The organism is Streptomyces sp. NPDC048392 (assembly GCF_043200575.1).
GTDB lineage: Bacteria > Actinomycetota > Actinomycetes > Streptomycetales > Streptomycetaceae > Streptomyces.
Genome location: NZ_JBICYB010000024.1, coordinates 1 through 21,398 on the forward strand (window position 1 = coordinate 1; position 21,398 = coordinate 21,398).

A 21,398-nucleotide genomic window follows, 5' to 3' on the forward strand; every position below is an offset into this window, starting at 1 on the left:
TCGGCGTCGTCCTGCGTGGGACAGGCCACCCGGACGATCTGGCAGCCGGACGCCGTCAGCTCGGCGATCTGCTGGAGCGTCGCCCCGATGTCGGACGTACGGGTGGTCGTCATGGACTGCACCGACACCGGGGCGTCGCCGCCCACCGCCACCGGCCCGACCTGGATCCGCCGCGACACGCGCCGCTCGGCGATCGGCCGGGCCGGTACCTCGGGCAGGCCCAGCCGGATGGCGGTCATGCCGTCACCCCCGGTTCGAGGAGACGGTCTCGCGCATGGCCCGCAGGGACTCCTTGAGCGAACCCATGGTGGCCAGGACAGCGGTGGGCTCGTAGCCGCAGTGCGCCATGCAGTTGGCGCAGCGCGGGTCCTTGCCGCGGCCGTACTTGTCCCAGTCGGTGTCCTCGATCAGCTCCCGGTAGGTCGGGACGTACCCGTCGCTCATCAGGTAGCAGGGGCGCTGCCAGCCGAAGAGGGAGTAGTTCGGGATAGCCCACGCGGTGCACGGGAAGTCGACCTTGCCCTCGAGGAAGTCGAGGAACAGCGGGGAGTGGTTGAGCCGCCAGCGGGCCCGGTTGCCGCCCGAGAATGCCTTCTTGAACAGCTCGCGGGTCTGCTCCACGCCCAGGAAGTGCTCCTGGTCGGGCGCTTTCTCGTAGGCGTAGGCGGGCGAGATCATCATCTCGTCGACCTGGAGGTCGTCGTTGAGGAAGTTGAGGACCTCGACGATGGTCTGCGGGGTGTCGGTGTTGAAGAAGGTCGAGTTGGTGGTCACCCGGAAGCCGCGCCGCTTGGCCTCCTTGATGGCCTCCACGGCCTCGTCGAACACTCCCTCCTTCGCCACCGACTCGTCGTGCCGCTCGCGCAGCCCGTCGATGTGCACCGCGAAGGCGAAGTACGGCGAAGGCTTGAACTTGTCCATCTTCTTGCGCATGAGCAGCGCGTTGGTGCAGAGGAAGACGTACTTCCGCTTGGCCACCAGCTGCCGCACGATCTCGTCGATCTGCGGGTGCATCAGGGGCTCGCCGCCCGCGATGGAGACCATCGGCGCACCGGATTCCAGCACCGCTCCCACGGCCTGCGCGACCGGCATGCGCTGCTTGAGCACCCCGGCCGGGTGCTGGATCTTGCCGCACCCCTCACACTTCAGGTTGCAGGCGAAGAGCGGCTCCAGCTCCACGATGAGCGGGAACTTGTCCCGTCGGCGAATCTTCTGTTCGGCCAGGTATGTAGCGACCTTGATGGACTGGCGCAGCGGCATGGCCATCTGGACTCACCTCCGGGGGAGCAACAAAGAACGGTGCCATTCGAAAAATGCGGGAAGAACGGATCGAAGGACGCGGAAAGCCGATATTCCACCGCGCACCGTACCGATCCGGACGAGTTCGTGTTCTGGAGCGTCCACGACCACCCGGACGGCCGCAACCGGGCGCGGGCCCCCGCGGACGGCGCTCAGGAGCGTGGCCGCGGACTCCATGTCCACGGCGATCGCGCCGGTGGCGAGCAGGTCGGCCCGTTCGGGGCCGCGGACGACGTGGTCCGAGCCGGTCAGCGGCCCGGTGTGGACGGTGCGCCCCGGGACGGCTCGCGCGAGTTCTTCGACGAGCCGGCCGGTCGCCACGCATGCGACGGTGCAGCGCGGATCCCGGGTCTCCTCGGCGACGACCAGGTCGCCGGGGTGCATGCCGGGGGCGAGTCCCGCGCAGAAGCCCGTGGCGAGCACGGCGGCGGTGTCGAGCTCCGGGTCCGCGAGGACCCGGGCGACCGAGCGCTCGGCCGCCTTCGGGCCCATTCCGGTGCGCAGGACGGTGACCGGCCCGCCGGCGCCACCGCGGTCGCCGGTGCGCAGGGCGAGGTGCTCGATGCCGAGCGCGCAGGCGATCAGCAGCGGCGTCGGGCCGGTCTGCGGGTTCATCGGCCGCCCTTCACCTCCGTCACGGAAGCCTCGGCCACGGAAGATTCGGCCGCGGCAGGGGCGGTGGCGACCGGGGCGGTGGCGGGCCGCTCGGTGGGGGGCTTCGCCGCCCGGGACCTGTCGGCGAAGGGTTCTCCGTGGAGGTACCGGCCGAGGGCGGTGAGCGGGAACACCTGGCGGTAGAGGTGGTAGTTGATGGAGAAGTCCCACGGGAAGCCGGTGCCCGTGAAGTACGGCTCGTCCCAGGAGCCGTCCTCCCGCTGAGTGGCCGCGAGCCACCCGATGCCGCGCTCCACGGCCTTGGACTCCCGCTCCCCCGCCGCCAGCAGGGCCATCAGCGCCCAGCCCGTCTGCGAGGCGGTCGAGGCGCCCCGGCCGCTCCACTCCCGGACGTACCGGTAGGAACGCAGGTCCTCGCCCCAGCCGCCGTCCTCGTTCTGGACGGACTCCAGCCAGGTCACCGCGCGGCGGATGGCCGGGTGCGAGGTGGGAAGACCGGCGGCGGTCAGGGCGGGGATCACGGACCCGGTGCCGTAGACGTAGTTGACGCCCCAGCGGCCGAACCACGAGCCGTCCGCCTCCTGCGCGTCGAGCAGCCACCGGATGCCGCGCCGGGTGCGCGGGTCGTGGGCGAGGCCCTCGACGGCGAGCATCTCGACGACGTGCGCGGTGACGTCCGCGGACGGCGGGTCGATGACCTCGCCGAAGTCGCAGAACGGCAGCCGGTTGGGGAAGGCGCTGGTGTTGTCGGCGTCGAACGCGCCCCAGGCGCCGTTCTTCGACTGCATGCCGAGGTTCCAGCGCACCCCGCGGCCGATCGCCTTCTCCACCCGCTCCGGGTCGTGGTGCTTGACGCGGCGCAGGGCGAGGACCACCTCGGCGGTGTCGTCGATGTCCGGGTAGTTGTCGTTGTGGAACTCGAACGCCCAGCCGCCGGGCGGGAGTCCGGGGCGCTTCACCGACCAGTCGCCGGGGCGCACGATCTGTTCGCCGAGCATCCAGTCCGAGGCCTTCACCAGCTGCGGGTGGTCCTCGGGCACTCCTGCGTCGGCCAGCGCGATGGTGGCCAGGCAGGTGTCCCACACCGGGGACTGGCAGGCCTCGATCATCCGGGCCCCGTCCTCGCGCCACACGGCGAAACGGTCCAGCGACTCCAGGCCCGCGCGCATCACGGGGTGTTCGAGGTCGTAGCCGAGCAGGTAGAGGGCGATGACGGAGTAGACGGCCGGGGGCTGGATGCCGCCCCAGCAGCCGTCGTTCTCCTGCCGCTCGATGATCCAGCGGGCGGCGCTGTTCATCGCGGCCCGGCGCAGCCGGCGCGGGGCGACCTTGCGGTAGGTGTGCAGGGCCCTGTCGATGCGCTGGAAGGCACCGTCCCAGCTGGCCGCCGGTGCCAGGGGGCGCTGGGGGTTGGGCCGGGCCGGGTCGGTGTGCAGTTCGTCCAGCGGGAAGGGCGCGGGACGCACCGGCCGCTTCGCGGAGACGATGGTGAGCGGCACGATGGTCTGCCGGGCCCAGCAGCCGAAGTCGTAGATGTTGAGCGGGAACCAGGTGGGGAAGTAGATGAGCTCCGGCGGGAGTTCGGGCAGGTCGTCCCATTTCCACCAGCCGAAGAGGGCCAGCCAGATCCGGGTGAAGACCCGGGCGGAGGCGATTCCGCCGCGGGACCTGATCCACTCGGAGGCCCGCGCCATGTGCGGCGCGTCGGGCGTGTCACCGGCCAGGCGGAGGGCGACGTAGGCCTCGACGGTGGCGGACAGTTCGCCGGGCCCGCCGTAGAAGGTGGCCCAGGTGCCGTCCTCGCGCTGCTCGCCGCGGATGAACAGGGCGGCGGCGCGGGTGGTCTCCTCGTCCTGGATGCCGAGGAACTGACGCAGGAGCAGGTCCTCGGCGTCCATCGTGACGTTGGTCTCCAGGTCGCCCTTCCACCAGCCTTCCGCGTCCTGCCTGGAGAGGAGGAAGTCGGTGGCACGCCGGGTGGCCCGTGCGGCGGCTTCGGGTACCCCGGCCGCCGCGGCGGGGATCGTGATGTCGGTGTCGCTGGCCGAGGGCGCCAGGGGCCGCAGGGAGGCCCCGGTGCTTCCGTCGGTCGTCGCTGTCATGGCTTCCCCTTCGTGCAGTGTGCATACGGTGCGTCTGCTGTGGGTCCGCCGTCGGCCGGTGCTCGTGCGTTCACGACACCGGCCGGCGACTACGCGAGGGCTATTCGACCGATAATGATCATCTCTTTCGTACGACGACGAAGTCCGCGAGCGCCGTGAACCGGTCCCGCACCCGGTCGGGCATGTCGACGGCGTCGAGGGCTTCGATGGCGATGGTGTGCTGGCGGCGCGCCTCGTCGGCGGTCCACTCCCGCCCGCCCGCTTCCTCGATGAGGGCGGCGCGGGCCGCGAACTCCTCCTCCGAGAAGTTCGCGAAGTCGCTGGCCTTGGCGTCGGCGGCGAGGATCTCGCCGAGCCGCTCCGAGGCGGGCCCGCCGGCCGCGAGGGCGGCCACGACCGGCAGCGACTTCTTGCGCTGGCGCAGGTCGCTCCAGGTCTGCTTTCCGGTGGCGTCCGGGTCGCCCCAGACGCCCAGCAGGTCGTCGACGGCCTGGAAGGCGAGGCCGAGGTGGTAGCCGTACTTCTCAAGGGTGTCGGCGGTGTGCTCGTCGGCGCCGCCGAGCACCGCGCCGATGGAGCTGGCGCAGGCGAGCAGTGCGCCGGTCTTGTTGCCCTCCATCTCCAGGCACTCCTCGACGCTGACGCGGTCGCGGTGCTCGTAGGAGATGTCCTGGGCCTGACCGTCGATCAGGGAGCGGCTGGCCTTGGTCAGCCGGCGGGTGGCGCGGCCGGCCTCGGCGGTGCCCAGTTCGAGGAGCACCTCGTTGGCGAGGGCGAACAGGGCGTCGCCGACCAGGATGGCCTGGGCGGGGCCGTGCACCTTCCAGACGGTGTCGCGGTGGCGGCGCTGCTCGTCGCCGTCCATCAGGTCGTCGTGCAGGAGGGAGAAGTTGTGCACCAGTTCCACGGCCACCGCGCCGGGTACGCCGGCCTCGGGCGCGGCGCCCGTGACCTCGGCGGAGAGCACGGCGAGGGCGGGGCGGACGGCCTTGCCGCCGTCGCCGTCCGCGGGGTTGCCCTGGGCGTCGATCCAGCCGAAGTGGTAGGCGGCGACGGTGTCCATGGGAGGGGCCAGCCGGTCGACTGCAGCCCGCAGGACCGGCGTGGCCAGGGTCCGGCCGCGCTCCAGAAGCGCGGTCACGTCCACCGTGGTCCGTCGGTCGGCCTTCGGGGCCGGGGGCACAGTGGGCACAGTCTTTCCTCCAGTTGCGGTACCGGGAGTGCGGGAGTCGGCCCCCCGCGGATCGGCTCTCACGCCGCCTCCTCGAAGAAGTCGGGGAGGAGGCCGCGGGACCGGCCCAGGGCACCGAGCGCGGCGGCCGCCGCCCCGACGCCGCTGCGAACCGCACTCTCCATGGTCGCGGGCCACCCGGTGGCGGTCCACGCTCCGGCCAGGTAGAGGCCGGGTGCCTTGGTGCGGGCGCCGGGCCGGAGGCGGCCGACGCCGGGGGCGGGGGCGAACGTCGCGGTGCGCTCCCTGGTCACGAAGAAGTCCCTCACCTCGGCGCCCCGGGTGCGGGGCAGCAGCCGCTCCAGTTCGGGCAGGTACCGCTCGCGCAACGCGGCCACGGGCTCGTCGATCTCGTGCTGCGCGGTCGACTGGGACAGCGCCAGGTACTGACCCTCCTTCAGTCCGGAGGCCTCGGTACGGTCGAACACCCACTGCACCGGGGTGCCGAGGGCCGTGAGGAACGGCGTGGCGAGCACCTTGCGGTCGTAGATCACGTGGATGTTGAGGATCGGCGCGGTGCCGATCCGCAGAAGACGGTCGGGGGCGTCGAGCGCGCCGTCCGGCAGCAGGTCGTGCGCCTCGCGCTGGGGCACGGCGAGGACGACCGCGTCCGCGTCGAGCGCCTCCCCGGGAACCTGAACGCTCCAGCCGCCGTTCTCGTTCATACGGAGGGAGGTGACGCGTGTACGGACCTCGGTACGCACGCCCGCGGAGTCGAGCGCCTTGCGGGCCAGCCGGTCGTGCAGTTCACCCAGCGGGACCCGGGCCCAGCCGATGTCGGCCGCGCCCGGGTCGGAGAGCAGACCGGTCTTGAACACCATCGCGGCGAGCCCCAGCGAGGCGTCGCCCGCGACCGCGTTGAGGGTGGCGACCCCGACCAGGTCCCACAGGGCCTCGATGGCACGCGCGGACTGGCCGTGCGCGGTCAGCCAGCTGCCGAAGTCCTGGGTGTCCAGGGTCGGGTCGGCGAGGTCGAGCCCCTTGAGCGCGAGCGCGGCCCGCCCCACCGAGGCGCGTTCGGCGAGGGAGAGGTGCGGGTAGACCGCCAGGCTGCGCCCCAGGTGCAGGGGCACGGGCAGCGCGTCGCGCCGCAGCCTGCCGAGCCGGCGTCCCTCCGGCCGGGCCAGGTCGAGTACGGGCACGTCGAGACGGTCCTGCACCGGCGCGAGTGCCGCTGCACCGATCCGGTCGAGGAACCAGCGGTAGGCGGTGCAGCAGCGCAGGTAGACGTGCTGGCCGTTGTCGACGGTGAGGTCACCGCGCTGGAAGGAGAAGGCGAGTCCGCCCAGCCGCGGGCGTCCTTCGAGCAGGGTGACGCGCACCCCGGCGCCGGCGAGCGCGAGCGCGGTGGTGACCCCGGCGAGTCCGCCGCCGACCACGACGGCGTGCCCGCCGGGCCGGAGGGCCGAGACGTCGGCGAGCCGCCCGCCGTCGCGCGTGCCGTTGCCCTGCGTCATGGTGCGCCCTTCCCTGTCCGGTCGCCGTGGTGTGTGAACGGCGTACGGCCGACCGTCTCAGTCAGGGACGCCGACCGCCACCGCAGGGTTGCCCGTCGTTCCGCGCCGGTGCTCTTGTGCGAATCCGGTCTGTCGAGTGTGCCGGGTGTGTCCATCAGGCGCGCCTCCTGACGGTCCGCCGGGTGACGTGCCGGGTGTCGAGGCCGGACAGGCCACGCACGGCGACGTACGCCTTCTCGTGTCCGGGCAGGGAGACCCGGCCGCGCAGCACGGCCTCCGGATCGCGCTCGATGCGGTCCAGGAGACGGCGGTAGATGCCGGCCATGGCCGCCACGCAGGCGCCGCTGCGCCGGTCGAGCATGGGCAGCAGCCGGTAGCCCTCGGCGAAAAGGGCGCGGGCCCGACGCACTTCGAAGTGCACGAGGCCCGCGAAGTCGGATCCCTCGGGTGGTGTCGGCCCGTTGAACCCGGTCGAGCAGCCGAACTTGGCGAGGTCGTCGGCGGGCAGGTAGGTGCGGCCGCCCTGGGCGTCCTCCCGGACGTCGCGCAGGATGTTGGTGAGCTGCAGTGCGAGTCCGAGCGTGTCGGCGTACTCCGGCGCGCGCTCGGCGCCGCGCGGCCCCGGTTCGGTGCCGAACACGCCGAGCGAGAGACGGCCGATGGCGCCCGCCACGCAGCGGCAGTAGACCTTCAGATCGTCCCAGGTCTCGTAGGTCTCGCCGCGCAGGTCCATCTGAACGCCGTCGATCAGCTCGTCGAGGCCGCCGAGCGGGATCGGGAACTGCCGGGCAGCGTGGGCGAGGGCGACGGCGACCGGGTCGGTGTCGTCCTCGTCGACCTCACCGTCGTGGATCCGGGCGAGCACCGCCCGGGTGTCGTCCAGCCGGGCGACCTTGACGTCGTCCGCCAGCACGCCGTCGCCGATGTCGTCGACACGGCGCGAGAACGCGTACAGCGCCGACATCGCCCGCCGCTTGGGCGTGGGCAGCAGCCGGATGCCGTAGGCGAAGTTGCGTGCCTGCCGACCGGTGACGGCCTCGCAGTAGCTGTAGGCGGCGAGCACCGGTGCCGGCATGTTCGCTGACGACTCCACGGACCCGATCACCCCTCTCCTCGCAGGACCACGCCCGCCTCGCGCAGCAACTGGACCTTGCCGGGCTTGGGCGGGCCGGGAAGTACGTCGTGATCCGCCGCGGCGATCGCCCGGAGCGCCGCCCTTCCCCCCGCCACGAACCCCGCCAGCAGCAGCCGCAGCCTGCCGCGGACGCTACCCACCAGGGGGGCGCCCTGGTTCAGCAGGTCGCGGGCGCGCTCCGCCTCGTACGCGATCAGCGCGCGTACGGACGCGTTCGCGGTGGGCGCGGCAAGGTCCGTCCGACGGACGTGGAAACGCCTCATGTCCTCGGCGGGCAGATAGATCCGGTCCCGGCCCAGGTCCTCGGCGACGTCCTGCAGGTGCTCGACGATCTGCAGGGCGGTGCAGATCTCGTCGGAGCGGCGGATCCGTTCGGGGGTCGAGGTGCCGGTGACGCCGAGCACGAGCCGGCCGACCGGGTTGGCGGACAGTTCGCAGTAGGCGAGGAGGTCGTCGTAGGTCTCGTACCGCGTGACCAGTTGGTCCTGGCGGTTGGCGGCGATCAGGCCGAGGAACGGCTCGGGGGTCAGCGAGCGGCGGCGCACGGTGGGGCGGAGGCGGCGCAGCAGCGGGTGGCGGGGCGTGCCGTCGAAGACCCTGCGCAGGTCCTCCTCGAAGGCGTCCAGCATCAGCAGCCGGTCGCCGGCGTGGTCCGAGGGGACACCGAGGAGGCGGGCGTCCGCGCCGCCGGGGGCGAGGTCGCCGTCGCCGATGTCGTCGACGAGACGGGCGAAGCCGTACACGGCCATGAGGTCGGTGCGCCAGTCGCGGGGCAGGAAGAACGGCGCGACGGGGAAGTTCTCGTCCGCGGCCTTGGCGAGGGTGCCGCGCTCCGGATCGGCGGCCCGCGCCGCGTCGGTGACCGTCATCGCGGGCTGCCCTGGGCGGGGACGGCGCATGCTTCGCGGAGCCGGGGAGTTTCCGTAGCCATTGCCGTCACATCTCCCGTTCTACACTGCCGACCCAATACACACTATTTCGGACACGCCGCTTCGCCACCCGCGCGGCAGCCGTGCTCAAGGGTGTCGGGCATTATCGCCCCATGTGCCGCGTTTCGGGACCGGTACAGCTTACGTTGTACAACCAACGGCCGTCCGTCGGGGTGCACCGCGCATCACAACAACACACCGATTGAGTTCAAGATTCCTGAGAACGCCAGGAGTTGACGTTTCCTTTGCAGACGCGGGGCCTCGCCGGGCCGGTTCCGGCGAGGCCCCGCGGGCCGGGTCACTTGCCCGTGAACTTCTCGTACTCCTTGAGCACCTCGTCCGTCGGGCCGTCCATGCGCAGCTCACCGCGCTCCAGCCACAGGACCCTGTTGCAGGTGTCGCGGATGGACTTGTTGTTGTGGCTGACCAGGAAGACGGTACCGGCCTCCTTGCGCAGTTCCCGGATGCGCTCCTCGGAGCGGGTCTGGAACTTGCGGTCGCCGGTGGCCAGCGCCTCGTCGATCATCAGGACGTCGTGGTCCTTGGCGGCGGCGATGGAGAAACGCAGCCGGGCGGCCATGCCGGAGGAGTAGGTGCGCATCGGCAGGGTGATGAAGTCGCCCTTCTCGTTGATGCCCGAGAAGTCGACGATGTCCTGGTAGCGCTCCTTGATCTGTTCGCGGGTCATCCCCATGGCCAGGCCGCCGAGGATGACGTTCCGCTCGCCGGTCAGGTCGTTCATCAGGGCCGCGTTCACACCGAGCAGGGAGGGCTGGCCGTCGGTGTAGACCTTGCCGCGCTCGGCGGGCAGCAGGCCGGCGATGGCCCGCAGCAGGGTCGACTTGCCGGAGCCGTTGGAACCGATCAGGCCGATGGCCTCGCCCCGGTAGGCGGTGAAGGAGACGCCGCGCACGGCGTGCACCTTGCGCACGCCCCGTGCCGCGTCGTCGGAGCCCCGCTTGATCATCCGGCTCAGGGCGGCGGTGGCACTGCCCTTGCCGGTCCTGGTGCCGTTGACGCGGTAGACGATGTGCAGCTCGTCCGCGATGACCGTCGGCACCCGCTGGTCCTGCTGCTGTTCAGCCACGGCCGTACCTCTCCTCCGCCTTCCAGAAGTACACGAAGCCGCCCGCGGCGAGGAGCACGGCCCAGCCGAGCGCGACCGCCCACACGTGCGGCGGCAGGTTCTCGGAGCCGTACCCGTCGATCAGCGCGAAGCGCACCAGGTCCATGTAGACGGCGGCGGGGTTCCACTGGAGCACGTCGGCGAGCCAGGCGGGCTTGTCCTTCAGCATGACCGGGATGGAGAACATGACGCCCGACGCGTACATCCAGGTGCGCATGATGAACGGCATCAGCTGGGCCAGGTCCGGTGTCTTGGCCCCCATCCGGGCCACGATCAGTGACAGCCCCACGTTGAAGAGGAACTGCAGGACGAGCACCGGGACGACCAGCAGCCAGGACAGCGAGGGATAGCTGCCGAAGCCGATGACCACCGCGAACATGACGATCATCGAGGCCAGCAGTTGCTGGAGCTGCTGGAGCGCGAACGAGACCGGCAGCGAGGCGCGCGGGAAGTGCAGCGCCCGCACCAGTCCGAGGTTGCCGGCGATGGCCCGCACGCCCGCCATCGCGGAGGACTGGGTGAAGGTGAAGACGAACACACCCGTCACCAGGAACGGGATGTACACGTCCTTGGACATGCCCCGGCCCGCGTTCAGGATCAGACCGAAGATCAGGAAGTAGACGCACGCGTTCAGCAGCGGGGTGGCCACCTGCCACAGCTGGCCGAGCTTGGCCTGGCTGTACTGGGCGGTCAGCTTCGCCTGGGAGAAGGCGAGGATGAAGTGCCGCCGTCCCCAGAGCTGACGGACGTACTCCATGAGGGACGGCCTGGCACCGCTCACGGTCAGCCCGTACTTGGCGGCGAGCCGGGCCGGTGTGAGGCCCTCGTCGGGCGACACGGGCTTGGTCATGGCGACCGTGCCGTCGTGCGTTGTCTCACTCACTGGTGGAAACTTTCGTCTTCGGAATGCTCGGCCGCGTGGGCCTGGCACGGACCTTTGACCCCGGACGGGGCCCGAACGCTCTCGGTACGAGCTTGTCAGATCACCGGGGGGCGGCCCAGCCGGGTCAGGCGCCACACCGTACGCCACCTCATGGGCCGACGTGGGCCACAGGAAGTGGCCCAGCCCTCCCGGAACCCGCCGAACCAGGCCTTCAGCGCCGGTCGCGACGGGCGGCGCAGCAGGGTGAGCAGCATCCAGACGCCGAGGTAGACCGGGACCAGGAGCGCGGGGAGGTTGCGGCGGGCGAGCCAGACGCGGTTGCGGGCGACCATGCGGTGGTAGACCGCGTGCCGGGACGGCGCGGTCGTGGGGTGGTTCAGCACCATGTCGGACCGGTAGTCGATCATCCAGCCCGCGTCGAGTGCCCGCCAGGCCAGGTCGGTCTCCTCGTGGGCGTAGAAGAAGGCGTCCGGCAGACCGCCGACCTGGGCGAGGACGCGGGTGCGGACGGCGTTGGCCCCGCCGAGGAAGGTCGTCACCCGGGAGGAGCGCATCGGGTCCGAGGCGCGCAGCCGCGGGACGTGCCGCCGCTGGGTCTCGCCGGTGTCCGGGTCGGCGATGCGGAAGCTGATGATGCCCAGCTCGTCGTCGGCCGCGAACGCCTCGCGGCACAGCTCGGCGGTGTCGGTGCGGGCGAGCAGGCCGTCGTCGTCGAGGAAGAGCAGGATGTCGACGTCCCGGCCGCCGGGACCGAAGGCCTCGATGCCGACGTTGCGGCCGCCGGGGATGCCCAGGTTCTCGGGCAGCTCGACGGTGCGCACGCCCTGCGGCACCTCCGGAACGGGCGAGCCGTTGCCGACCACGACCACCTCGACCGGGTCGCCGTCCTGCCCCGCCACCGAGTCGAGCAGGGCGCGCAGCTCGTCGGGGCGGTTGCCCATCGTGATGACGACGGCGCCGACCTTCATGGCCGCGCTCACCTCAGCCTGCTGGAGGCGAGGATGGACACCAGGTGCAGCAGGGTCTGCAGCAGCGCGATGCCGGCGAGTACGGCGGTGCCGAGGCGGGTGAAGAACAGGTCGCCGCGGCTCTCGTCGACGATCGCGAGGACGAGGATCAGCAACGACGCCTCGATGCCGAGGATCAGCCGGTGGAACTTGAGCGCCCCGGCGGCCCGGCGGGCCAGCGCCATGCCGGAGGAGCGCGGCTCGGAGGCCGCCTCCTTGACCGGCGCCAGTCCGGTCTGGTGCCGGGCGACACCCACCAGGTCGGTCTCGGCCTTGATCAGGATGGCGCCGAGGGCGGCCAGGGTGCCGAGGAAGGCCCACAGCCAGTCGATCCGCCCGGTGCCGAACACGTCGGCCGCGCGCAGACCGAGGCCGACCAGGACCGCGGCGTCGGTCAGGTAGGCGCCGACCCGGTCCAGGTAGACGCCGGCGAGCGAGTACTGCTTGCGCCAGCGGGCGATCTCGCCGTCGACGCAGTCCAGCAGCAGGTACAGCTGGACGGCGACCACGCCGAGTACGGCGCCCGGGATGCCCGGCACGAGCAGCGCCGGGGCCGCGAGCACGCCGCAGACGGTCATCAGGTACGTGAGCTGGTTGGGCGAGATCCTGGTGTTCACCAGGTAGCGGTCGATCCGCAGCGAGACCTCGCGCATGTAGAGGCGTCCCGCCCAGTGCTCGCCGCTGCGCCGGTCCTTGACCCCCGCGGGATGGACGACCGGGCGTAGTTCAGCTACCGATGGCCTTGACATAGTCGGCGTACAGGTCCTTGATCTGGTCGGGGTTGAGGGCGAGGTGCTCGAGGATCGTGTAGCGGCCGGGCCGCGTCTGGGGGGCGAACTCCACGGCCCGGAAGAACTCCTCGGGCGTGAACCCGATCTCCTCGGGCAGCACCGGCAGCCCGTGCCGGCGCAGGACCCCGGCCATGTGGGCGGACTCCTCGTGGGCGCCGCGCAGGTACATCGCGAAGGCCGCGCCCAGGCCGCACTGCTCGCCGTGGGCGGCCGCGCGCTCGGGGAAGAGCAGGTCGAAGGCGTGGTTGATCTCGTGGCAGGCGCCCGAGGACGGCCGTGAGTCGCCGGAGACCGACATGGCGATGCCGCTGAGCACCAGCGCCTCGGCCAGGACCTGGAGGAACTCGTTGTCGCCGATGCCGCCCGGGTGCCGGAGCACGGCCTCGCCGGCCTGGCGGGCCATCGCGGCGGCCAGGCCGTCGATCCGCTCGCCCTTGACCCGGTTGGCCAGCTCCCAGTCCGCGATCGCGGAGACGTTGGAGACGGCGTCGCCGATGCCGGCGCGCACGAAGCGGGCCGGTGCCGCGCGGATGACGTCCAGGTCGATGACGACGGCGATCGGGTTCGGCACACCGTAGGAGCCGCGGCCGGCGTCGTTGTCGAGGGTGGCGACCGGGGAGCACAGTCCGTCGTGCGCGAGGTTCGTGGGCACGGCGACCAGCGGAAGGCCGATGCGGGCCGCGGCGAACTTGGCGCAGTCGATGATCTTGCCGCCGCCGAGTCCGACGACCGCGTCGTAGTGGCCGCCCTTCATGGCGCCGGCCAGCTTGATCGCGTCGTCCAGGGTGCCGCCGCCGACCTCGAACCAGTCGGCGCCGGGCAGGGACGGGGCGACACGCTCGCGCAGCCGGGCGCCGGAGCCGCCGCTGACGGCGACGGCCAGCTTGCCCGAGTGGGAGATGCGCTCGTCGGCGAGCACACACCCCAGGTCGTCGAGAGCACCCGCGCGGATGTCCACGACGACCGGCGACGGGATGAGCCTCGTCAGTACTGGCACGCGATCTCCCTGCCCCTGGCGAGGTCGTCGTGGTTGTCGATCTCGACCCACTTGACGTCGCCGATCGGCGCCACGTCGACCTTGAAACCGCGGTTGACGAGTTCCTGGTAGCCGTCCTCGTAGTACAGCTGCGGGTCGCGCTCGAAGGTGGTCTTCAGCGCGTCGGCCAGGTCGGCGGCGGCCTCGCCCTCGATGAGGGTGACGCCGATGTACTCGCCGGTCGCCTCGGCCGGGTCCATCAGCTTGGTGATGCGCTGGACGCCCTTGTCGGGGTCGACGACGACCTTCATCTCCTCCTCGGCGAGGTTCTTCACCGTGTCGAGGGCCAGGATGATCTTCTTGCCGTCGCCGCGGGCGGCGAGCAGGGTCTTCTCGACGGAGACCGGGTGGACGGTGTCGCCGTTGGCGAGGATCACCCCGTCGTCGAGGGCGTCACGGCCGCACCACAGGGAGTAGGCGTTGTTCCACTCCTCGGCCTTGTCGTTGTCGATGAGGGTGAGCTTGACGCCGTACTTGCGTTCCAGCTCGTCCTTGCGGTCGTACACGGCCTCCTTGCGGTAGCCGACGATGATCCCGACCTCGGTCAGGCCGACCTCGGCGAAGTTCGCCAGCGTCAGGTCAAGGACCGTGATGCTGTCCTCCGCGCCCTCGGGGCCGACCGGGACCAGTGCCTTGGGCAGGGTGTCGGTGTAGGGGCGCAGACGGCGTCCGGCGCCGGCCGCCAGCACGAGGCCGATCATGCGGGTTCTCCTTCGTCGTGTACGGCGGGTGCGCCGACCTGATGGGCGGCGACCCAGAAGCGGATGCTCTCGACGAGCACCACGAGTGCCACAGCCACGGCGAGGACCGTGAGCGCGACCTTGAACTGCGGGGCGGTGAGCAGCACGGCGAGCACGGTGATCACCAGGGTGCGGCCCTCGTGCCCCCCGATCGTCCGCACCAGCCACCGGGGCGGCGTGCCCGCGCCGCCGCGGATGCGGTAGACCGTGTCGTAGTGATGGTAGGCGACCGCGGCAACCAGCCCGAAAGCCGCCGGAAGGGCCCCGTTCACGTCGGCTTCCGCCGCCAGTACCAGGACGGTGAGGTACTCGGCGGCACGGAAGAACGGCGGGACCAGCCAGTCGAGGGCGCCTTTGAGGGGGCGGGCGACGGCGAGGGCGGAGGTCAGCACGTGGACGATGGCGGCGACGAGCGGCCACGGACCGCCGAAGCCGGTGAGCGCGGCCGTGGCGACGACGGCCGCGCCGCCGAGGAGGGCGACGGCGGGGGCGGTGAAGCCGGGCATCCGGAGGGCGGTGTTCCGCAGGCCCTCGGCCGCGGCCTCGGCGAGCGGACCTGAGTCGGCGAGGTCGGCCAGCGCCGTCGCCGCCCGGTCGGTCCGGGTGGCCCGGCGGGTCAGCGAGCGCAGGACGCGGCCGGCGGTGGTGTACGTCGCGGCGAACGCGCAGCCGACCAGCAGCGCGTAGAAGGTGACGCGGGGCGTGGTGAGCGCGGTCAGGACGGCGATCATGGCCCAGCGTTCACCGATGGGCAGCACGATCATGCGGCGCACCCAGACCGTCCAGCCGACGCTGTCGAGCCGGTCGGAGAGGGCGGCGGTGGGGCTGGTGTCGGCCGCGGCGGCCGTGCTGTCGACGTTGGCCTCGTTGAAGGAGAAGTCGACGACGTGCCGGCAGGTCTGGAGGACCATCGCGCCGAGGGCGAGGGCCCATACGTCGTCCCCGCCGCGGGCGGCGCCGAGGGCGAGGCCCGCGTAGTAGGCGTACTCCTTGGCGCGGTCGAAGGTGGCGTCGAGCCAGGCGCCGAGCGTGGAGTACTGCAGGGAGTACCGCGCGAGCTGTCCGTCGGTGCAGTCGAGGACGAAGGAGGCGACGAGCAGGACGCCGGCGGCGACGAAGCCGCCGCGGGTGCCGGTGGCGGCGCAGCCCGCCGCTATGAGCGCGGTGACGAGCGAGGCGGTGGTGACCTGGTTGGGGGTCAGGCCGCGGCGCGCGCACCAGCGGGCGATGTAGCGGGAGTAGGGGCTGACGAGGTGGGTGGTGACGAAGCCGTCGCGGGCCTTGACCGCCGACTTCAGGCGTACGGCCTCGTCGTCGACGGCGGCGACGGCCTGCCGTGCCTCGTTGCGGGCCTGCGGGTCGGCGGGAACGGCTGCGACGAGGCTGCCGAGTTCGGGGAGGTGCACGTCGGCGCCGTCGGCGCCGAGGGCGGCGGTGATCCGGTCGGCGAGGCCGTCGGCGTCCGCCACGCTCGGCATCGCGCGCGAGGACGCGCCCGCACCGCCCTGCGCGATGCCGCCGCCCTGCGTGATGCCGCCGCCGACGGAGTTCTCGCGGGCCATCGCGCGGGTCAGCGCCTGGCGGGCGGCGGGCTGGGCGGTCACGGCGCCCGGGATCGCGGCCAGCGGGAAGCGGGGGTCGGTGAGGCCGAGGCGCAGGGCGTGCGGGTGGCCCACGAAGCGGGCGTCGACGACGGCGACCCGCTCCTCGCCCGGGACCCGGGCGAGGAGGGTCCCGGTGTCGGCGGCGCCGGAGGCGAGGTGCACGTCGAAGCCCAGGGACCGCAGCTCGCTCTCGATCGACGAACCGGGGACCGGCTGACCGGTGAGGATGGCGGTCGGCAACCGAACTCACTCCCTGGTGCCGACGCCTGGACGCCGGGCCTGTGCATGGTGGAGCGCCCGTGCCTGGGGCACCCGGGCGGTATGTCGGCAGAGGCTATCGGATACCTGGAACGCCGTGTTCACCGCCCGTTTCACGGTCGGTCGACGCCGCTTGCACCCGCCTTTGCCGCGATCATCATCGTGGATGCGGGGCCCGCCTCACAAACCGCGCTCGCAGACCGGGCATCGCGGACATCGCGCACCACCCCCGGACGCCGGCACAGGGTCGGCGCGGCCCTCGGCGGCCTCGTACCCCACTTGGCGGAGGCAGCGCTTCCGGATGCCTTCCAGCGCTCTGACCTGCATAACGTTTCCGCAGGTCAGGGCATACGACAACGGTGTTCAGTGCCGCGTTGCCGGGTACCCCCTGCCCGTAGTTGACTGTCAACCGGGCGCCGGGCACCGGACGCCGGAACACACAGGGAGGCGGCTTTCTCATGGGGGCTGGGCACGATCACGGGCACACGCACGGGGCGCACGCCGGCGGGACGGCGACCGCCGCGTACCGCGGCACGCTCCGGGTGGCGCTGGCGATCACCCTCACCGTCATGGTCGTCGAGATCGTCGGCGGCCTGGTCGCCGACTCGCTCGCCCTGATCGCCGACGCCGCGCACATGGCGACGGACGCCCTGGGGCTCGGCATGGCGCTGCTGGCCGTCCACTTCGCGAGCCGCCCGCCGAGCGACCGCCGCACCTTCGGCTACGCCCGCGCCGAGATCCTCGCCGCCCTGGCCAACTGTCTGCTGCTGCTCGGGGTCGGCGGCTACGTCCTGTACGAGGCGGTCGAGCGGTTCGTCACGCCGGCCGACACCGCGGGCGGTACGACCGTCGTCTTCGGCGCGATCGGCCTGGTGGCGAACATGGTGTCGCTGACGCTGCTGATGCGCGGCCAGAAGGAGAGCCTGAACGTGCGGGGCGCCTTCCTGGAAGTGGCGGCGGACGCGCTGGGGTCCCTGGCGGTGATCGTCTCGGCGCTGGTGATCCTGGCCACCGGCTGGCAGTCGGCCGACCCGATCGCGTCCCTGCTCATCGGTCTGATGATCGTGCCGCGTACCTGGCGACTGCTGCGCGAGACCCTGGACGTGCTGCTGGAAGCGGCTCCCAAGGGCGTGGACATCGCCGAGGTGCGGGCCCACATACTGGCGCTGGACGGGGTCGAGGACGTGCACGATCTGCACGCCTGGACCATCACCTCGGGCATGCCCGTGCTGTCGGCGCACGTGGTGGTGAACGGCGAGGCGCTGAGCGCGATCGGCCACGAGAAGATGCTCCACGAGCTGCAGGGCTGCCTGGGCGACCACTTCGACGTGGAGCACTGCACCTTCCAGCTGGAACCCAGCGGTCACGCGGAGCACGAGGCGCGACTGTGCCACTGAGTCGCTGAACGCGGTGGACGCGGTGAACGCGGTGAACACGGTGGACGCGGTGGACGACCGGGGACGCGCCGACGCTCGCGAACGGTCCCGGGGTGCGTACGCACCCGAACACGCGGGGGGCGCGTACGCACCCGAACAGCAGGGGACGGACACGCACCGGAACGCGCCGCCGTCCGCCGCGTGTCCGTCCCCTTCCACCACGGCGCCCCTGCCGGGCCCGGCCCGCGAACGGACGGTTCCCGGCGGGCGGCGGCGGGCACGATCACCAATCGGACCCCTCCTCGGTGTCCGACCGGTCGTACCCGGGCGTCCGCGCGGGAACGCAGGACATGCGGTGTGCCGGGAAGTGCCGAGAGTGCCGGGTCAGTACGGCACACTTGGGGCGCGAGGACCGATGTGAAGGATGGGTATGCCGATCACTCCTGCCACCGCGACGCCCAGCTCGTCGAACGGCACCGCAGACGCGATTTTGCTGGAACTGGTCGACGAGGACGGCGTGACGATCGGCACCGCGGAGAAGCTTGCCGCGCACCAGCCGCCGGGGCGGCTGCACCGCGCCTTCTCCGTGTTCCTCTTCGACGAGCGGGGGCGGCTGCTGATCCAGCAGCGGGCTCTGGGCAAGTACCACTCCCCCGGTGTGTGGTCCAACACCTGCTGCGGTCACCCCTACCCCGGTGAGGCTCCGTTCGCGGCGGCGGCCAGGCGGACGTACGAGGAGCTGGGGGTGTCGCCCTCCCTGCTCGCCGAGGCGGGCACGGTGCGCTACAACCACCCCGACCCGGCCTCGGGCCTGGTCGAGCAGGAGTACAACCACCTCTTCGTCGGTCTGGTGCAGGCCGAACCCCGTCCTGCGCCGGAGGAAGTGGCCGGGACGGCCTTCGTGTCCCCGGCCGAGCTGGCCGAACGGCACGCGAAGGACGCCTTCTCCGCGTGGTTCATGACGGTGCTGGACGCGGCCCGGCCGGCCGTCCGCGAGCTGACGGGCTCGTCCACGGGCTGGTGAGCGGGCGCCCTACCGCAGGGCGTGCTTGAGCGGCAGGGCGGCCCAGATCACCTTGCCGCCGCTCGCGGTGTGGGCCACGTCGCAGGCGCCGCCCGTCTCCCGGGTGATCTCGCGGACCAGGAGCAGGCCCCGCCCTCCGGTGCGGCCGTGGTCGGTCTCCAGGGCGGTCGGCCGGTAGGGGTGGTCGTCCTCCACGGCCACCCGCACCCACTCGGGCCCGACGGCGACCTCCACGGCGAGCGTGGGCGAGAGCACCGCCGCGTGCCGGACCGCGTTCGTGACCAGCTCCGAGACGATCAGCAGGAGGGCCTGCGTGACGTCGTCGGAGACCGGCACGCCCTGGCGTGTCAGCAGGTCGCGCACGGCATGCCGGGCCTGCGGGACCGACGCGTCCACGGCGGGGGCGGTGAACCGCCAGACGCCTTCGTACGGCAGCGGCCCGGCGGGCCCGGTCTCGTCCATCGTCCGGTCGCCACCCCTGGGCTCGATTGTCACCACACCTCGAGTGTTGGTAACGCGCCGCTCCACTCCGGAGAACTGAACACAAGTCAGCAGGTATCGAGCGGTTTCTGATCGTTGGCGGAAGACACAGTCAATTGTGGGACCGTTCCTGTCCTGCTTACCCGTCCACTCGAAGGAAGGGGGCCGGTGGATAGCATCCGGTCCATGGAGCCGCAGCTGCTGCACCGGGTCGCCGACTCGGTCGCCACCGTCGTCGTCCACCACCCGGCCAAGCGCAACGCCATGACGACCGCGATGTGGCGGGCGCTGCCCGGGCTGCTCGACGCCCTGGCCCGGGACCCCGGGGTGCGGGCGCTGGTGCTCACCGGCGAGGGGGCGACCTTCTGCGCCGGGGCCGACATCTCGACCCTGCGGGAGTCTGCCGAGCAGGCGCAGCGACTGGCGGTACGGGCCGAGGAGGCACTCGCCGCGTTCCCCAAGCCGACACTCGCGGCGATCCGGGGGCACTGTGTGGGAGGCGGGGCGCAGTTGGCGGCGGCGTGCGACCTGCGGTTCGCCGACGAGTCGGCGCTGTTCGGGGTGACCCCGGCCAAGCTGGGGGTCGTGTATCCGGCGTCCGCGACCCGGCGGCTGGTGGCGTTGACAGGGCCGGCCACCGCGAAGTACCTGCTGTTCGGCGGGGAGCTGATCGATGCTGCGCGGGCGCTGCGCACGGGTCTGGTGGACGAGGTGCTGCCGGAGGGCGAACTCGGCGGGCGGGTGGCGGAGTTCACCCGGTTGCTGACGTCCCGCTCACAGCTGACGCAGGCCGCGGCGAAGGAGTTCGCGGACGGGCGTACGGACCGGGACGCCCACTGGGCGGCGCAGGCACGCGGCAGCGGCGACACCGCGGAGGGGGTCGCCGCCTTCCTGGAACGCAGACAGCCGCGTTTCGGCTGGAGTGTGCCCACGTCAGGATGAACCGGCCCCCGGCACGGAACTCCTCGACGAGGTGCGCGGGCGCCTCGGCCGGGGATCCGGCGCCGTAGGGCGGCTGCGAGCCGTACTCGGTCAGCGGCTGGACCGCCCCGGGGTGGTCGTCCCCGGCGATCCGGCCGCCCTTTCCTGGCATGCGGTACTCACGCCTGGAGGACGTACTGAGCGGTTGGTAACGTGCGTGGCATGACAACTGCCGCCGCCGGCGCCCGCTCGGGCCGCCGCTGCCACAACGCGCTCAACTCGCTGCACTCGACGCACTACTTCTCGCCCGATCTGGGCCGGGAACTGGCCGCCCTCGGGGTCACCGACGCCCGGGCCGTCAACTTCGCGGTGCGCGCCGCCGCGCTGGGGCCGGTCGGGGCGGGTGCCGTGACGGCGGCTTTCTACAACTACAAGCACGACCTCGTCGCCCGGCACGTGCCCGCCGTGTGGAGGACGGTCACGCCGGAGCAGGCGCTGGCGGCACGCGCGCGCGCCGTCGACGCGACGCTGCGGCGTCTGCTGGGCGAGGAGACCCTCGCGTCGGCCGAGATGTCGGAGGCCGCCGGCCTGGCCCTGCGCGCCGCCGAGGGCTGCACGCGCAGCGCCCGCCCGCTCTACTCGGCCCATGCCGACCTGCCCGTTCCCGACGCGCCGCACCTGGCGTACTGGCACGCGGCGACACTGCTGCGCGAGCACCGGGGCGACGGCCACCTCGCCGCGCTCATGACCGCGGGGCTGGACGGCCTGGAGGCGCTGGTGACGCACACCGCGACCGGCAAGGGCATGGCGCCGAAGTGGATCTTCACCACCCGGGGCTGGACCCGGGAGGAGTGGGACGCGGCCACCGGGCGGCTGCGCGACCGCGGGCTGATCGACGCGGCCGGTGGGCTGACCGAGGAGGGCACCGCGCTGCGCGAGAGGATCGAACGGGAGACGGACCGGCTGGACGCGGCGCCCTACGCGCACCTGGGAGCGGAGGGCGTGGCCCGCCTGACGGAGCTCGCAACAGCCTTCGCGCGTACGGCACTCGGCGCGGGCGCCTTCCCCGCGGACCTGCTCGCCGGGCGCTGAGGACGCGCCCGAAGGTACGACCCGGCATACGAACAGACACGCGAGGGGGCGTGCGGGGCCGATTCGGAGGTACCCGTAAGGCTCCCGGCCGGAGGGGCCGGGATAGGAAAGGGGCTCCTCGTGTTCCGTGCCATCGCAGACGTGCTGCGCCAGATCGGTGGCGCGATCGCCACCGTGGTGACGCTTCCCTTCCGGGCCCTGGCCCGGCTCTTCGGCGGGGCCTCGTCCTCGACGCGGGGCCACAGGAGCTGACCCCGGTCCCGGTTTCGGTCGCGGTCCCGGCTTCGGTCCC

At 72.1% G+C, this 21,398-nt stretch carries 22 protein-coding genes and 1 pseudogene; 5 read left to right on the forward strand and 18 right to left on the reverse strand.

The window, feature by feature from the left end:
* The 16 genes from ACGFYH_RS26505 to ACGFYH_RS26580 form a co-directional block, all read right to left on the reverse strand.
* Nucleotides 1–239, reverse strand: a 239-nt coding sequence (locus tag ACGFYH_RS26505) for a flavodoxin-dependent (E)-4-hydroxy-3-methylbut-2-enyl-diphosphate synthase (RefSeq protein WP_393805674.1), incomplete at its 3' end; no start/stop codon positions are given.
* A gap of 4 nt (nt 240–243) precedes the next feature.
* Nucleotides 244–1,266, reverse strand: a complete 1,023-nt coding sequence (gene hpnH, locus ACGFYH_RS26510) for an adenosyl-hopene transferase HpnH (RefSeq protein ID WP_393805675.1) — start codon at nt 1,264–1,266, stop codon at nt 244–246.
* 6 nt (nt 1,267–1,272) lie between these two features.
* Nucleotides 1,273–1,914 (reverse strand): 1-hydroxy-2-methyl-2-butenyl 4-diphosphate reductase, encoded by a 642-nt coding sequence (locus ACGFYH_RS26515; protein WP_393805676.1) that lies wholly within the window; start codon nt 1,912–1,914, stop codon nt 1,273–1,275.
* Nucleotides 1,911–4,016, reverse strand: a complete 2,106-nt coding sequence (gene shc, locus ACGFYH_RS26520; protein ID WP_393805677.1) for a squalene--hopene cyclase — start codon at nt 4,014–4,016, stop codon at nt 1,911–1,913. The genes ACGFYH_RS26515 and shc overlap by 4 nt, the downstream gene beginning before the upstream one ends.
* A gap of 118 nt (nt 4,017–4,134) precedes the next feature.
* Entirely contained in the window at nt 4,135–5,199 is a 1,065-nt protein-coding gene (locus tag ACGFYH_RS26525; protein WP_393805749.1) for a polyprenyl synthetase family protein, read from the reverse strand.
* A 68-nt stretch (nt 5,200–5,267) separates the two neighbouring features.
* A complete protein-coding gene (gene hpnE / locus ACGFYH_RS26530; protein ID WP_393805678.1) occupies nt 5,268–6,704 on the reverse strand; it encodes a hydroxysqualene dehydroxylase HpnE in 1,437 nt (478 codons plus the stop codon).
* Nucleotides 6,701–6,859, reverse strand: coding sequence for a DUF6380 family protein (locus tag ACGFYH_RS26535; RefSeq protein WP_393805679.1), 159 nt, complete (start codon nt 6,857–6,859; stop codon nt 6,701–6,703). The genes hpnE and ACGFYH_RS26535 overlap by 4 nt, the downstream gene beginning before the upstream one ends.
* Nucleotides 6,859–7,809, reverse strand: coding sequence for a presqualene diphosphate synthase HpnD (hpnD, locus tag ACGFYH_RS26540; protein WP_393805680.1), 951 nt, complete (start codon nt 7,807–7,809; stop codon nt 6,859–6,861). Before hpnD ends, ACGFYH_RS26535 begins: the two co-directional genes overlap by 1 nt.
* Nucleotides 7,806–8,708 carry a squalene synthase HpnC gene (gene hpnC / locus ACGFYH_RS26545; RefSeq protein WP_393805681.1) on the reverse strand — a complete coding sequence of 301 codons (903 nt, stop codon included), beginning with the start codon at nt 8,706–8,708 and terminating at the stop codon, nt 7,806–7,808. The genes hpnD and hpnC overlap by 4 nt, the downstream gene beginning before the upstream one ends.
* A 358-nt stretch (nt 8,709–9,066) precedes the next feature.
* Nucleotides 9,067–9,855, reverse strand: a complete 789-nt coding sequence (locus ACGFYH_RS26550; RefSeq protein WP_393805682.1) for an ABC transporter ATP-binding protein — start codon at nt 9,853–9,855, stop codon at nt 9,067–9,069.
* A complete protein-coding gene (locus tag ACGFYH_RS26555; protein WP_393805683.1) occupies nt 9,848–10,777 on the reverse strand; it encodes an ABC transporter permease in 930 nt (309 codons plus the stop codon). Before ACGFYH_RS26555 ends, ACGFYH_RS26550 begins: the two co-directional genes overlap by 8 nt.
* A gap of 95 nt (nt 10,778–10,872) precedes the next feature.
* The gene (locus ACGFYH_RS26560; RefSeq protein ID WP_393805684.1) at nt 10,873–11,745 is read right to left on the reverse strand and encodes a glycosyltransferase family 2 protein; all 873 of its coding nucleotides are present in this window, start codon (nt 11,743–11,745) and stop codon (nt 10,873–10,875) included.
* Nucleotides 11,746–11,753: 8 nt separating this feature from the next.
* Nucleotides 11,754–12,533, reverse strand: a complete 780-nt coding sequence (locus tag ACGFYH_RS26565) for a CDP-alcohol phosphatidyltransferase family protein (protein ID WP_393805685.1) — start codon at nt 12,531–12,533, stop codon at nt 11,754–11,756.
* Nucleotides 12,511–13,572, reverse strand: coding sequence for an iron-containing alcohol dehydrogenase family protein (locus ACGFYH_RS26570; RefSeq protein WP_393805686.1), 1,062 nt, complete (start codon nt 13,570–13,572; stop codon nt 12,511–12,513). The genes ACGFYH_RS26565 and ACGFYH_RS26570 overlap by 23 nt, the downstream gene beginning before the upstream one ends.
* Nucleotides 13,560–14,312, reverse strand: a complete 753-nt coding sequence (locus ACGFYH_RS26575) for a sugar phosphate nucleotidyltransferase (RefSeq protein ID WP_393805687.1) — start codon at nt 14,310–14,312, stop codon at nt 13,560–13,562. The genes ACGFYH_RS26570 and ACGFYH_RS26575 overlap by 13 nt, the downstream gene beginning before the upstream one ends.
* Entirely contained in the window at nt 14,309–16,195 is a 1,887-nt protein-coding gene (locus ACGFYH_RS26580) for a DUF5941 domain-containing protein (RefSeq protein ID WP_393805688.1), read from the reverse strand. The genes ACGFYH_RS26575 and ACGFYH_RS26580 overlap by 4 nt, the downstream gene beginning before the upstream one ends.
* 476 nt (nt 16,196–16,671) lie before the next feature.
* On the opposite strand from ACGFYH_RS26580, the gene ACGFYH_RS26585 reads away from it, so the two are divergent.
* Both ACGFYH_RS26585 and idi read left to right on the forward strand, forming a co-directional pair.
* Nucleotides 16,672–17,610: a cation diffusion facilitator family transporter gene (locus ACGFYH_RS26585; protein ID WP_393805689.1), complete on the forward strand. Its 939-nt coding sequence runs from the start codon at nt 16,672–16,674 to the stop codon at nt 17,608–17,610.
* A gap of 409 nt (nt 17,611–18,019) precedes the next feature.
* Nucleotides 18,020–18,613, forward strand: coding sequence for an isopentenyl-diphosphate Delta-isomerase (idi, locus tag ACGFYH_RS26590; protein WP_393805690.1), 594 nt, complete (start codon nt 18,020–18,022; stop codon nt 18,611–18,613).
* A 9-nt stretch (nt 18,614–18,622) separates the two neighbouring features.
* Here idi and ACGFYH_RS26595 read toward each other — a convergent pair whose 3' ends face one another.
* Nucleotides 18,623–19,075, reverse strand: a complete 453-nt coding sequence (locus ACGFYH_RS26595) for an ATP-binding protein (protein WP_393805750.1) — start codon at nt 19,073–19,075, stop codon at nt 18,623–18,625.
* A gap of 204 nt (nt 19,076–19,279) precedes the next feature.
* Here ACGFYH_RS26595 and ACGFYH_RS26600 point away from each other — a divergent pair, with 204 nt between their 5' ends.
* Nucleotides 19,280–20,035: an enoyl-CoA hydratase/isomerase family protein gene (locus ACGFYH_RS26600; protein WP_393805691.1), complete on the forward strand. Its 756-nt coding sequence runs from the start codon at nt 19,280–19,282 to the stop codon at nt 20,033–20,035.
* Here the strand turns inward: ACGFYH_RS26600 and ACGFYH_RS26605 are convergent.
* Nucleotides 20,025–20,171 (reverse strand): annotated as a pseudogene (locus ACGFYH_RS26605) (DJ-1/PfpI family protein); the annotation flags it as partial. The gene ACGFYH_RS26600 and the pseudogene ACGFYH_RS26605 overlap by 11 nt on opposite strands.
* Nucleotides 20,172–20,236: 65 nt before the next feature.
* Here ACGFYH_RS26605 and ACGFYH_RS26610 point away from each other — a divergent pair.
* Together ACGFYH_RS26610 and ACGFYH_RS26615 are read left to right on the forward strand one after the other, a co-directional pair.
* The gene (locus tag ACGFYH_RS26610) at nt 20,237–21,106 is read left to right on the forward strand and encodes a hypothetical protein (RefSeq protein ID WP_393805692.1); all 870 of its coding nucleotides are present in this window, start codon (nt 20,237–20,239) and stop codon (nt 21,104–21,106) included.
* A gap of 120 nt (nt 21,107–21,226) precedes the next feature.
* A complete protein-coding gene (locus ACGFYH_RS26615; protein WP_393805693.1) occupies nt 21,227–21,358 on the forward strand; it encodes an LPFR motif small protein in 132 nt (43 codons plus the stop codon).
* Nucleotides 21,359–21,398: the final 40 nt, after the last annotated feature.

Bases quoted from the DNA above. Each gene is read 5' to 3' on its own strand.
- hpnH (WP_393805675.1), bottom strand. From the start codon at position 1,266: ATGGCCATGCCGCTGCGCCAGTCCATCAAGGTCGCTACATACCTGGCC.
- ACGFYH_RS26515 (WP_393805676.1), bottom strand. From the start codon at position 1,914: ATGAACCCGCAGACCGGCCCGACGCCGCTGCTGATCGCCTGCGCGCTC.
- shc (WP_393805677.1), bottom strand. From the start codon at position 4,016: ATGACAGCGACGACCGACGGAAGCACCGGGGCCTCCCTGCGGCCCCTG.
- hpnE (WP_393805678.1), bottom strand. From the start codon at position 6,704: ATGACGCAGGGCAACGGCACGCGCGACGGCGGGCGGCTCGCCGACGTC.
- ACGFYH_RS26535 (WP_393805679.1), bottom strand. From the start codon at position 6,859: ATGGACACACCCGGCACACTCGACAGACCGGATTCGCACAAGAGCACC.
- hpnC (WP_393805681.1), bottom strand. From the start codon at position 8,708: ATGACGGTCACCGACGCGGCGCGGGCCGCCGATCCGGAGCGCGGCACC.
- ACGFYH_RS26560 (WP_393805684.1), bottom strand. From the start codon at position 11,745: ATGAAGGTCGGCGCCGTCGTCATCACGATGGGCAACCGCCCCGACGAG.
- ACGFYH_RS26565 (WP_393805685.1), bottom strand. From the start codon at position 12,533: ATGTCAAGGCCATCGGTAGCTGAACTACGCCCGGTCGTCCATCCCGCG.
- ACGFYH_RS26575 (WP_393805687.1), bottom strand. From the start codon at position 14,312: ATGATCGGCCTCGTGCTGGCGGCCGGCGCCGGACGCCGTCTGCGCCCC.
- ACGFYH_RS26585 (WP_393805689.1), top strand. From the start codon at position 16,672: ATGGGGGCTGGGCACGATCACGGGCACACGCACGGGGCGCACGCCGGC.
- idi (WP_393805690.1), top strand. From the start codon at position 18,020: ATGCCGATCACTCCTGCCACCGCGACGCCCAGCTCGTCGAACGGCACC.
- ACGFYH_RS26595 (WP_393805750.1), bottom strand. From the start codon at position 19,075: ATGGACGAGACCGGGCCCGCCGGGCCGCTGCCGTACGAAGGCGTCTGG.
- ACGFYH_RS26600 (WP_393805691.1), top strand. From the start codon at position 19,280: ATGGAGCCGCAGCTGCTGCACCGGGTCGCCGACTCGGTCGCCACCGTC.
- ACGFYH_RS26610 (WP_393805692.1), top strand. From the start codon at position 20,237: ATGACAACTGCCGCCGCCGGCGCCCGCTCGGGCCGCCGCTGCCACAAC.